The sequence below is a fragment of the Rhodobaculum claviforme genome (assembly GCF_016653255.1).
GTDB lineage: Bacteria > Pseudomonadota > Alphaproteobacteria > Rhodobacterales > Rhodobacteraceae > Rhodobaculum > Rhodobaculum claviforme.
On sequence record NZ_NHSD01000259.1, the window covers coordinates 1 to 10,965 of the forward strand.

At 71.7% G+C, this 10,965-nt stretch carries 11 protein-coding genes; 3 read left to right on the plus strand and 8 right to left on the minus strand.

Annotation, left to right across the window (positions count from 1 at the left end):
- The 3 genes from CCR87_RS09650 to CCR87_RS09660 form a co-directional block, all read right to left on the minus strand.
- The coding region (locus CCR87_RS09650; protein ID WP_201157319.1) for an efflux RND transporter periplasmic adaptor subunit at positions 1-1,236 on the minus strand (1,236 nt) is incomplete at its 3' end.
- Positions 1,237-1,321: 85 nt separating this feature from the next.
- The gene (locus CCR87_RS09655; protein ID WP_201157320.1) at positions 1,322-1,882 is read right to left on the minus strand and encodes a hypothetical protein; all 561 of its coding nucleotides are present in this window, start codon (positions 1,880-1,882) and stop codon (positions 1,322-1,324) included.
- Positions 1,883-1,886: 4 nt separating this feature from the next.
- Positions 1,887-2,837, minus strand: coding sequence for an aspartate carbamoyltransferase catalytic subunit (locus tag CCR87_RS09660; RefSeq protein WP_201157321.1), 951 nt, complete (start codon positions 2,835-2,837; stop codon positions 1,887-1,889).
- Positions 2,838-2,934: 97 nt separating this feature from the next.
- On the opposite strand from CCR87_RS09660, the gene CCR87_RS09665 reads away from it, so the two are divergent.
- On the plus strand, positions 2,935-3,717 hold the full coding sequence (locus CCR87_RS09665) for a uracil-DNA glycosylase (protein WP_201157322.1): 783 nt from the start codon (positions 2,935-2,937) through the stop codon (positions 3,715-3,717).
- A 20-nt stretch (positions 3,718-3,737) separates the two neighbouring features.
- Here CCR87_RS09665 and bhcD read toward each other — a convergent pair whose 3' ends face one another.
- From bhcD to bhcA, 4 genes are all read right to left on the minus strand, one after another.
- Positions 3,738-4,700 carry an iminosuccinate reductase BhcD gene (gene bhcD / locus CCR87_RS09670; protein ID WP_201157323.1) on the minus strand — a complete coding sequence of 321 codons (963 nt, stop codon included), beginning with the start codon at positions 4,698-4,700 and terminating at the stop codon, positions 3,738-3,740.
- Positions 4,701-4,769: 69 nt separating this feature from the next.
- Entirely contained in the window at positions 4,770-5,933 is a 1,164-nt protein-coding gene (gene bhcC / locus CCR87_RS09675) for a 3-hydroxy-D-aspartate aldolase BhcC (RefSeq protein ID WP_201157328.1), read from the minus strand.
- 140 nt (positions 5,934-6,073) lie between these two features.
- Positions 6,074-7,045, minus strand: a complete 972-nt coding sequence (gene bhcB, locus CCR87_RS09680; protein ID WP_201157324.1) for a beta-hydroxyaspartate dehydratase BhcB — start codon at positions 7,043-7,045, stop codon at positions 6,074-6,076.
- Between the two features lie 98 nt (positions 7,046-7,143).
- Entirely contained in the window at positions 7,144-8,334 is a 1,191-nt protein-coding gene (bhcA, locus tag CCR87_RS09685) for an L-aspartate--glyoxylate aminotransferase BhcA (RefSeq protein WP_201157329.1), read from the minus strand.
- A 189-nt stretch (positions 8,335-8,523) separates the two neighbouring features.
- Here bhcA and bhcR point away from each other — a divergent pair, with 189 nt between their 5' ends.
- Positions 8,524-9,357, plus strand: a complete 834-nt coding sequence (bhcR, locus tag CCR87_RS09690; RefSeq protein WP_201157325.1) for an HTH-type transcriptional regulator BhcR — start codon at positions 8,524-8,526, stop codon at positions 9,355-9,357.
- Positions 9,358-9,385: 28 nt separating this feature from the next.
- Here the strand turns inward: bhcR and CCR87_RS09695 are convergent, their stop codons facing one another.
- Positions 9,386-10,123 carry a lysophospholipid acyltransferase family protein gene (locus CCR87_RS09695; RefSeq protein WP_201157326.1) on the minus strand — a complete coding sequence of 246 codons (738 nt, stop codon included), beginning with the start codon at positions 10,121-10,123 and terminating at the stop codon, positions 9,386-9,388.
- 145 nt (positions 10,124-10,268) lie between these two features.
- Here CCR87_RS09695 and CCR87_RS09700 point away from each other — a divergent pair, with 145 nt between their 5' ends.
- Complete coding sequence (locus CCR87_RS09700) at positions 10,269-10,946, plus strand: DUF2306 domain-containing protein (protein ID WP_201157327.1); 678 nt, start codon at positions 10,269-10,271, stop codon at positions 10,944-10,946.
- Positions 10,947-10,965 lie beyond the last annotated feature (19 nt).

Genomic DNA, 10,965 nt, shown 5'->3' on the forward strand with positions numbered 1-10,965 from the left:
CCCCACCATGGCCGAGCGCGCCGCGACCACCTCGGCCCCCGCCAGGTCGGGCGCCGACACCAGCACCGTGTCGCCCTGCCGGCGCAGCACGCGCACCGCAACCTCGCTCAGGCGCGCATCCGCGTCCAGCACCAGCACGCGCCCGGCCTGATCGACCGCCCGCGACGGCAGCCGCGCGACATCCTCCAGCGCGGGTTCCTCGACCGCGACGCGGACGAAATCCCCCGGGATCAGCCCGGCGCCGCCGTCCAGCACGGCATGCAGGGGCCGCCCCGCCTGCCCCTCGCCGACCGCCGGACCGGCGCGGTCCAGCCGCCCGCGCGCCACCAGCGGCACGCCGTCCAGATCCAGCGTCACCGTCACCGGCGCGGGCCAAACCGCGCCCGACGGCTCCAGCAGCCGCGCCGCCTGCGCCGCCGACAACCGGAAGCGCACCTCCAGCGCGTCGGGATCGATCAGCGTGGCGATCCGCTCGTTGGTGCCCACAAGGCCCCCTGTCACCACCGCCACCCCCGTCAGGCGCCCGTCGAAGGGGGCGCGCAGTTCGGTGTCGGCCAGCCGCCGCTCGGCCTCGGCCAGCGCGATGAGCTGGCGTGCCAGCGCGCTTTCGGCCTGGGCGACGCGGCCTTCGGCGGTGGCCAGCGCCTGGCGGCGGGACACGACCGATTGCCGGGCGGTGGCCAGCGCGATCTCGGCCTCCTCCGAGGCGGCGGCGGCCCCCACGCCACGGGTCGCCAGATCGCTCTGACGAGCAAGGGCACGCTCGCGCAGCTCGGCCTGCAACTGCGCGCCGACCACATCCTCGCGCGCAAGTGTCACGGCGACGCGCGCCTCGGCCAGCTCGTCGTGCGCGCGCGCAAGGTCGGTGGCCGCAAGATCCCGCGCCGTTGTCGCATCCGCGGGATCGATGCGCACCAGCAGATCACCCGCGCGCACATCGGCCCCGTCCTGCAACCCCGCCGCCACCTCCAGCACACGGCCCGCGGCGGGGGCGCGCAGCTCCAGCGTGCGGCGGGCGTGGACCTCGCCGAAGGCGTCGATCACCGGCGTTTCGCGCCCGGGCGTCAGGGTGACGACGGGCACCGCGGGCACACGCTCCTGCGCGGGGCGCTGCGGCATCGGCGCGGCGCGTCGGTCGGCAAGCGCGTCCATCACCACAAACGCCGCCAGCGACAGCACCGCCAGCGTCACCGACAACAGGAACACAGCCATCAGGCTGCGGGACAGAAAACGCATCGACACCCCCGTTCAGGGACCACGGACCGGCGGTCCGTCGCCGTTGTGCCTGCTTATACGCCGCGGCGCGGGGTTTCCGTCGCGCTCAATCCGCGCGGCCGGCATATTGCCGCACTAGGCTGAGCACACGGGGCGCATCCGCGATCAACTCGAAGCTGACGACATCGCCGGGGTGCATCCGGCGGCCCAGCAACAGCGCGGTGGCGTTCATCGGACGCGGGCGCACCGCCACCAGGACCCCACCGGGATCACCCGGCAGCAGCCGCGCGGGCCCGCTGTCGGCCAGCGGCTGCGCCACCAAATGCCCGCCCGTCAGGATCAGCGCGCGCCGGTCGCTCAGCGCATAGGCGCGGCGCGCGCGGCGGCGCATGTCGGCCCAGTGCGGCCCCACCACCAGCGCGGCACCCGCCAGCGCCACCAGCAGCGCCAGCACCCCCTCACCCGGGCGCGCGGCGCTTTCGATCAGGACCTTGACCCCCGCACCCATGAAGGCGATCCCCACCAGCAGGCACAGCAGCTCCTCCCGGCCCAGACCGCGCTGGGTGCCGAATCGCAGCCGCCACCCCTGCGCGGGGCGGCCGCGCCAGACCAGCCGCTCGCCCGGCTCCAGATGCGGCGCAAAGGGGCCGGGGTCGATCCGGGCCACGCGCTCAGCCCGCCCCGGCCCGCCGCGCGGCGCGCAGGTTGTCGGCCAGCAGATGCATCGCGGCCATGCGCACGGCCACGCCCATCTCCACCTGCTCCTGGATCACGCTGCGGCGGATGTCGTCGGCCAGCGTGCCGTCGATCTCCACCCCGCGGTTCATCGGGCCGGGGTGCATCACGATGGCGTCGGGGGCGGCATGGGCCAGCTTTTCGGCGTCCAGCCCGAAGCGGTGGTAGTATTCCCGCTCGGACGGGATGAAGCCGCCGTCCATGCGTTCGCGCTGCAGGCGCAGCATCATCACCACGTCCGCGCCCTCCAGCCCGGCGCGCATGTCGTCATACACCTCGGCGCCGAATTCGGCCACGCCGGCGGGCATCAGGGTGGGCGGGCCGATCAGCCGCACCCGGCTCTCCATCCGGTTCAGCAGGATCAGGTTCGACCGCGCCACCCGGCTGTGGGCGATGTCGCCGCAGATCGCCACCGTCAGCCGGTGCAGCCGCCCCTTGGCCCGCCGGATCGTCAGCGCGTCCAGCAGCGCCTGGGTGGGGTGTTCATGGCGCCCGTCGCCCGCGTTCAGCACCGCGCAGGTGACCTTCTCCGCCAGCTGGTTCACCGCCCCCGAGGCCGGGTGCCGCACCACCAGCAGGTCGGGGTGCATGGCGTTCAGGCTCAGCGCCGTGTCGATCAGCGTCTCGCCCTTCTTCACGCTCGACTGCGCCACGGCCATGTTCATCACATCCGCGCCCAGCCGCTTGCCCGCCAGCTCGAAGCTCGCCTGCGTGCGGGTGGAGGGCTCGAAGAACATGTTGATCTGCGTCAGCCCCGCCAGCACATCCGCATGCTTGGAGCCGGAGCGGTTCAGCGCGACATACCGCTCGGCCAGATCCAGCAGCGCCGTGATCTCGTCGGGAGCGAGGGGCTCGATGCCCAGAAGGTGGCGCGCGCGCAGCGTCATGGGGATCATCCTTGGCCTCGGCTGGGTTCTAGGCCCCCACGCACGCCACGGCAACCGCCCGCTTTACCACCCCGCGCGGGGGCGCTAGCGTGGCGCCATGCATGCGGGACTGGACATCGAGACGGCGCGCGCCCTGCTGGCGTGGCAGCTGGAGCTGGGCGCGGACGCGCCGGTGGGCGATGCGCCCGTCGACCGCTATGCGCTGGAGGCTGGGCCAGTGTCGGGGTCAGCAACCGCCGCGCCCCCCGCGCCCCCGACGACAGCCGAGGCCGACCCGGTCGCCGAGGCCCATGCCGCCGCGCGCGGCGCGGGCGATCTGGCGGCGCTGGCGGCGGCGATGGCGGCCTATCCCCACTGCGACCTGCGCCACGGGGCACGCAACTGCGTCTTTGCCGACGGCCAGCCGGGCGCGCGCGTGATGATCGTGGGCGAGGCGCCGGGCCGCGACGAGGACCTCCAGGGCCGCCCCTTTGTCGGCCGCGCGGGCCGCCTGCTGGACCGGATGCTGGCCGCCATCGGCCTGTCACGCAGCGCCGAGGACATCGCCCGCGCCGTCTACATCACCAACATCCTGCCCTGGCGCCCGCCCGAGAATCGCCGCCCCACCGCGCAGGAATGCGCGATGTTCGTCCCCTTCGTGGAGCGTCACATCGCGCTGGCGGACCCGGAGGTGCTGGTCCTGATGGGCAACACCCCGCTGCAGGCGCTGCTGGGCGAGAGCGGCATCCTGCGGCTGCGCGGCCAGTGGCGCGAGGTGCTGGGCCGCCCGGCGCTGCCGATGACGCACCCCGCGTATCTGCTTCGCACGCCCTCGGCCAAGCGCGCGGCGTGGGAGGACCTGCTGGCGCTGTCCGCCCGGCTGGACGCCCCCGGCCCGTAACGGGCCAGGGGCGCGCCGGGTCACAGCGCGACGTCGCTGGCCATGCCCCGCTCCACCGCGCGACGCACCGCCACATCGGCAGCGGCCAGGTCTTGCAGGCCCACCCCGGTGCCATCGAACAGGGTGATGTCGTCGTCGGACTGCCGCCCCGGGGCGGTGCCGTTGATCACCGCGCCGATGGGGGTGATGTCGCCCTCCGCGATCAGCCCCTGCGCGATGGCGTGCTGTGCCTCGCCGATCGACACCGACTGCGCGACCTCATCGGTGAAGACGCGCGCGCGGGCGAGGATCGCGGCCTCGACCTCCTGCTTGCCCTTGGTGTCGGTGCCCATGCAGGCCAGATGCGTGCCCGGTCGGATGTGGGCATCCATCACCGACGGCGCGTTCGACGAGGTGATGGTGACGATCACATCCGCCTGTGCGCCCATCTCCTCCAGGCTCACGGCCTCGAACGGCAGGCCCAGTTCGGCGGCGGTCTCGGCCAGCCGCGGCAGCATCTCGGGGTGGTAGTTCCAGCCCACGACCTTGTCGAACTTGCGCACGCGGGCGGCGGCGCGCATCTGGAACGCCGACTGGTGACCCGCACCGACCATGCCCAGTACCCGCGCGTCAGCCCGCGCCAGCCGGTCGATGGAGATCGCCGAGGCCGCCGCCGTGCGCAGCGCCGTCAGCAGGTTGCCGCCCACCAGCGCCTTCAGCTGGCCCGAATCAGGATCGAACAGGAACACCGTGGACTGGTGGTTGGGGATGCCGCGATCGGCGTTGCCGGGGAAGTATCCGCCCGACTTCACCCCCAGCAGATGGCCCGCCCGGTCCAGCCCGGACTTGAAGCCGTACTGCCGCCCCTCCCCCAGCGCCTCGCGCACCACCGGAAAGTTGTAGGCGTCCTCGCGCGCCATCGCGGCAAAGGTCGCCTCCACCGCCGCGAAGGCATCCTCCGCACTCACCAGATCGGCGATCAACGCCTCGGGCACCACCAGCATTTCCGTCTCCTTCCCATGCAAAGGGCGCCGAGGGGGATGCCCCCGGCGCCCGAAATCCCGTGTCCGTGCTCAGTACGCCTTGCCGCGCGCGCTGACCGGCCAGACGGCCTCGACCTTGCCATTGCGCACGCCGACGTACCAGTCGTGCACGTTGCAGGTGGGATCGCAGTGCCCCGGCACGAGGCGCAGCTTCTCGTTGACCTTGAGCACGTTGCCCGTGTCCTCGATCACGCCGTGCTCGTCCGAGCATTTGACGTATTTCACATCCGTGCGGCCATAGATGAACGGCAGCCCCGAATCGACCGACTGCGCCTTGAGGCCGGCGTCGCAGATCGCCTTGCCCGGCTTGGCGTGGGACATCACCGAGGTCAGCAGGAACAGCGCGTTCTCCCACTCGCCCTGGTCGATGCGCTTGCCGTCCTTGTCGAGGATGCGGCCGTAATCCGCGTCCATGAACGCGTACGACCCACACTGAAGCTCGTTGTAGACGCCCGAGTTCGACTCGAAATAGTAGCTGCCGGTGCCGCCGCCGCCGACGATGTCACACTCCAGCCCCTCGGCCTTCAGCCCGGCGACGGCGTCGCGGACCATGTCCACGGCGATGTCGGTCTTGGCCTTGCGGTCCTCGTAGCTGTCCATGTGCTGCATCGCGCCCTGATAGGCCTGGATGCCGGTGAACTTCAGGCCCGGGGCGGCGTCGATGGCCTTGGCGATCTCGATCACCGCCGGGGTGGTGGTCACGCCGCAGCGCCCGGCGCCGCAGTCGATCTCCACCAGACACTCGATCTGGGTGCCGTGCTTGACGGCCGCCGCCGACAGATCGGCCACGTTGGCCACGTCGTCCACGCAGCAGATCGCGCGGGCGCCCAGCTTGGGGATGCGCGCCAGCCGGTCGATCTTGGCGAGGTCCCGCACCTGGTTGGACACCAGCACGTCCTTGATGCCGCCACGGGCGAACACCTCGGCCTCGGACACCTTCTGGCAGCACACGCCGACGGAGCCGCCGAGGGTCTCCTGCAGCTTGGCCACGTCCACCGACTTGTGCATCTTGCCGTGCACGCGGTGGCGCATGCCGTGGCTGCGGGCATAATCGCCCATCTTCTTGATGTTGCGCTCCAGCGCGTCGAGGTCGAGCACGAGGCACGGGGTCTGGATGTCGGCCTCGTCCATGCCCGGCAGCGCGGGAATGTCATAGCCCACTTCAAGCTCGTCGAATTTGGTCGGTGCGTTCATCGTCGCCTCCCTGTCGTTGGTGGTCCCGGCGGTGCCGGGTGGAATGCTGTGTGTCGCGTCGGGCGGCGGAGTATAGGTGACGCCGCCGCTTCGGATATCGTCTTCGTCCCACGCAAACTTGTTCATGCCGGGCGCGATCCTCAACCCTTGATCCAGGGCAGGCGGTCCAGATCGACATTGCCCCCGGTGATGATGACGCCCACGCGCTTGCCCCGGAACACCTCGGGGTTCTTGAGGATCGCGGCCAGCGGCGGCGCGCAGGACGGCTCCATCACGACCCGCAGCCGCTTGAAGGTCAGCTTCATCGCGTCGATGATTTCCTGCTCCGAACACGTCAGGATGTCGGTGACGTGGTTGGACACGAAATGCCAGGTGCGGTCCTTGAGCGGCACCTTCAGCCCGTCGGCGATGGTGTCGGGCGCGTCGTCGGCGATGATGTGTCCGGCCTTGAAGCTGCGGTAGGCGTCGTCGGCCTGCTCGGGCTCGGCGGCGTAGATCTTGATGTGGGGCGCGATGGTCGACAGCGTCAGGCAGCAGCCCGAGATCATGCCGCCGCCGCCGATGGGGGCGATCACCGCGTCCAGCCCCTCCACCTGCTCGGCCAGCTCACGCGAGCAGGTGCCCTGCCCCGCGATCACGCGCGGGTCGTTGTAGGGGTGCACGAACTCGGCGCCGGTTTCCTCCTGCACCCTGGCGAATGTCGCCTCGCGCGAGGACGTGGAGGGTTCGCATTCGACGATGCGCCCGCCATAGCCGATCACCGCGTCCTTCTTGGCCTGCGGCGCGGTGCGCGGCATCACCACCGTGCACGGAATACCCCGGCGCCCGGCGGCATAGGACAGCGACAGCGCGTGGTTGCCCGACGAATGCGTGGCCACCCCGAGCTTCGCCTGCTCGTCGTCCAGCCCGAACACCGCGTTGCAGGCGCCGCGCACCTTGAAGGCGCCGGCCTCCTGGAAATTCTCGCACTTGAAGAACAGCTCGGCCCCGGTCAGCGCGTTCAGCGCCTCGGAGACCAGAACCGGCGTGCGGCGGATGTGCGGCGCGATGCGCGCATGCGCGGCGATCACGTCCTCGAAGGTGGGCAGGTCCAGCCCGTCGAGATCCTTCATTCGTCCTCTCCCCTCGGTGGCGGGGCTGCGCCCGCCCGGTGGGGGGCCGCCAGGGCCACCCCGTATGGTTTCAAAACGGGCCGCGCGGCGCCCGCGTGTCAGGCCACGGCCCGCAGCGGGGCCGCCGCCGTGTGGCGGAAATACTCCTGCGCGGCGGCGACACCAGAGCCCAGACGCACTTTCCAGCCCAGATCGGCCATGCACATCTCGGCCGTGGCCAGCCCCGACAGCACCATGACATCCGTCAGCATGCCCAGATGGCCGATGCGGAACACCTTGCCCGCAACCTCGCCCAGGCCCACGCCAAAGGCGACGCCATAGACATCTGCGGCATGGCGCACCAGCGCGGTGCCGTCACAGCCCGCCGGGACCACGACCGCGGTGATGGTGTCGGAATACAGCTCCGGGCGCGCCGCGCACGGCTGCATCCCCCACGCCGCCACCGCCCGGCGCACGCCTTCGGCCAGCCGCGTGTGGCGATCGTACACCGCCGTCAGCCCCTCGTCCTCCAGCATCGCGACCGACGCCGCAAGCCCGGCGATCAACCCAACCGCCGGCGTATAGGGATAGGCCCCCTGCGCACAGGCCGCGCGCATGTCGCGCAGGTCGAAATAGGCGCGCGTGCACTGCGCCGTCTCCATCGCCGCCCAAGCCCGCGGACCCACCCCGAGGATCGCCAGCCCCGCGGGCAGCATGAAGCCCTTCTGGCTGCCGGTCACGGCGATGTCGACGCCCCAGCCGTCCATCTCGAACGGCATCGACGCGATGGAGCTGACGCCGTCCACGAACAGCAGCGCCGGATGCCCGGCCGCGTCCATCGCCCGGCGCAGCCCCGCGATGTCGCTGCGCACGCCGGTGGCGGTCTCGTTGTGGGTGGCAAGCACGGCCTTGATCGCGTGGCCGGTGTCGGCGCGCAGGGCGGCCTCCATCGCGCCCAGCGGCACGCCCTCGCCCCAGGGCGTCTCGATCACCTGGACCTTCAGCCCGTGGCGGCGGCACAGGTCGATCCAGCGGTGGCTGAACATGCCATGCCGCGCCGCCAGCACCGTGTCGCCGGGGCTCAGCGTGTTGGTCACCGCCGCCTCCCAGCCGCCCGTCCCGGTGGAGGGGAACATCAGCACCTCGCCCGAAGTGGTGCCCAGGATGCGCGCCACCCCTTCGACCGCCGGGCGGTACAGCCGGGCAAACGCGGCCGATCGGTGATCCATCGTGGGGATGTCACAGGCCTTGCGCAGCGCCTCGGGCATGTTGGTGGGACCGGGGATGAAGACGGGGTTTTGCAGCGACATGGTGGGGTCCTCCCTGAACATGGTGGCACAGTACCGGCGGCGACGCGGCGGCGCAATTTTTTCTGAAATATTATTCCGACTGACGAAAATCACATGAAACCCCATGCAGGACAGCGCCTTGGTGTTTTTCGCTGGTTGAAATCGATTTTACCGCAGCCTAGGACTGGGGCAGAAACCCGGAGGTCCGCCATGCCCGACACCCCCCGCCGCGGCCGTCCCCGCGCCTTTGACGACCGCACCGAGGCCAACACCGTGCGCGCCCTCGACCGCGCGATGGACCTGCTGGGCCTTCTCGCGGGGGCCGAGGGGCTGACGCTGACGGACCTGTCCAAGGCCGCGGGCGAAGCCCCCGCCACCGTCTATCGCGCGCTCGTGACGCTGCAACAGCACGGCGTGGTGGAGCTGGACCCGGCGGGCCAGCACTGGCACGTCGGCGCGGGCGCGTTCCGCATCGGCTCGGCCTTCCTGCGCCGCACCAAGGTGGCCGAGCGCGCCCGCGCGCCGATGCAGGATCTGATGCGCGCCACCGGCGAGACCGCCAATCTGGGCATCGAGACCGACGACGAGGTGCTGTTCCTCGCCCAGATCGAGACGCACGAGGCGATCCGCGCCTTTTTCCCGCCGGGGATGAAAAGCCCGATGCATGTGTCGGGCATCGGCAAGGCGCTGCTGGCGTTCTATGCCCCCGCGCGGGTGTCGCACATCGTCGCGCGCAAGGGGCTGGCGGGCTTCACCGCGCGCTCGCTGACCGAACCGGATCGGCTGATGGCGGATCTGGCGGCCACCCGCGCGCGCGGCCACGCCATCGACGACGAAGAACGCGCCGAGGGCATGCGCTGCGTCGCCGCCCCCGTCTTCAACGTTTATGGCGAGCCGGTGGCGGCGCTGTCCGTCTCGGGCCCCGCGTTCCGGATGACGCGGGCGCGCGCGGACGCCATCGGCGCCCATGTCCGCGCCGCGGCCGACAGCGTCACCACCGCCATCGGCGGACAGCGCCCCGCCGACGCGCCCGCCCCGGCCTGATCCGCCCCACCGCGCAGGGCCCCTGACCTCAGCGCAGCTCCGGCCCGTCGAAGGCCGCGCGCCCGATGAGGCGGTTGGAGGCGGTCTCCACCTCCGCCTCCAGCTGCGTCATGAAGGCGCGCAGTTCCATCCCCGGCGGGATCTCGGGCAGGAACTCCACCACCGCGCGGCCGGGGCGGCGATACAGGCTGTGGCGCGCCCAGAAAACGCCCACATTGCACGCCACCGGCACGCAGGGGGCGCCCAGCTCCTGATACAGCACTCCGGTGCCCACCTTGTAGGGCGCCAGCGTCCCCGGCGCGACCCGCGTGCCTTGGGGATAGATCACCAGCTGGCCCGGATCGCCACGCTCGCGGTGCACCGCCTCGACCATGGCGCGGATGGCGCGGCCCTTCTGGCCCCGGTCCACCGACACGCAGCCGATGCGCCTGGCGTACCAGCCCAGGATCGGGGCGCGCTCCAGCTCCTTCTTCATGACGAAGCGGGGGTTGGGCAGCACCGACAGCAGGATGATGATGTCGAAGAAGCTCTGATGCTTGGCCGCCACCAGCACCTCGCCGGTGGGAACCGGCCCGCGCACCTCCGAGGCCAGCCCCACCACCCGATGCGCCAGCCACCGCACCAAGCGCGTCCACGCCCGGATCCCGGCATGGGCGAATTTCCGGTCCGCCACCGCCAGCGGCGCGAACACCACCGCCAGCGCGGCCATCGACAGATACATCAGCCCGATGAACACCACCGACCGCAGGTATTGCACCACCACCATCTCCGTTCCCCTCCGATCCGCCCGGCGGGCGCAGTGATGCCCGCAAAGCCCGCGCCTTGCAATCGCCGCCCGCGCTGCTGGACATCGCCGCGCCGCGCGCCAGAGTTGCACGCGAGGGCGGGAGGCTGCGACAGGGGACGGCACGATGGACGACACGGCGGGCGGGCACGGTGGCGGGCGCCGGGCGGGCCGATGGGCGGCGCTGGCGGGGCTGGCGCTTTTGTGGCTGCTGGCGCTGCCGTTCGTGGACTACTCGGTGCGCTTCGGCCTGGACGGGCTGCCGGGCCCGGCGGCGCGCGACACCCATCTGGACCGCGCGGGCGCGGCCCTCACCAACGCGCTGATGTTTGCCCACATGCTGACCGGCGCGGCGCTGACGGTGCTGGCGCCGGTGCAGGTGCTGCCGGTGCTGCGGCGCCGCTGGCCGGGGGCGCACCGGTGGCTGGGGCGCGCGATCGTGGCGCTGGCGGGGGTGACGGCGGTGGCCGGGCTGGCGTTCATCGCGCTGCGGGGGACGGTGGGCGGCGCGATGATGGACGTGGCGTTCGCGGGCTACGGGGCCTGCCTGCTGGTGGCGGCGGTGCAGGCGCCACGCTTTGCGCGCGCGCGCGACGTGGCGCGGCACCGCGCCTGGGCGCTGCGGCTGTTCGTGCTGGCGATGGGGTCGTTCCTGTACCGGCTGCACTATGCGCTGTGGTACATCACGACCGGCGGCGCGGCGTCCCGGCCCGATTTCACCGGGGCCTTTGACATCGTGACCATGTGGGCGTTCTACGTCCCCTATCTGCTGGCGCTGGAGGTCTGGCTGCGCCGCCGGTCGTGATGTACCACAGCGCATAGTG

Excerpts from the sequence above, each read along its gene's own strand:
- CCR87_RS09665 (WP_201157322.1), top strand. The coding sequence starts at position 2,935 with ATGCATGCGGGACTGGACATCGAGACGGCGCGCGCCCTGCTGGCGTGG.
- bhcR (WP_201157325.1), top strand. The coding sequence starts at position 8,524 with ATGCCCGACACCCCCCGCCGCGGCCGTCCCCGCGCCTTTGACGACCGC.
- CCR87_RS09700 (WP_201157327.1), top strand. The coding sequence starts at position 10,269 with ATGGACGACACGGCGGGCGGGCACGGTGGCGGGCGCCGGGCGGGCCGA.
- bhcB (WP_201157324.1), bottom strand. The coding sequence starts at position 7,045 with ATGAAGGATCTCGACGGGCTGGACCTGCCCACCTTCGAGGACGTGATC.
- bhcC (WP_201157328.1), bottom strand. The coding sequence starts at position 5,933 with ATGAACGCACCGACCAAATTCGACGAGCTTGAAGTGGGCTATGACATT.
- CCR87_RS09695 (WP_201157326.1), bottom strand. The coding sequence starts at position 10,123 with ATGGTGGTGGTGCAATACCTGCGGTCGGTGGTGTTCATCGGGCTGATG.
- bhcA (WP_201157329.1), bottom strand. The coding sequence starts at position 8,334 with ATGTCGCTGCAAAACCCCGTCTTCATCCCCGGTCCCACCAACATGCCC.
- CCR87_RS09660 (WP_201157321.1), bottom strand. The coding sequence starts at position 2,837 with ATGACGCTGCGCGCGCGCCACCTTCTGGGCATCGAGCCCCTCGCTCCC.
- bhcD (WP_201157323.1), bottom strand. The coding sequence starts at position 4,700 with ATGCTGGTGGTGCCCGAGGCGTTGATCGCCGATCTGGTGAGTGCGGAG.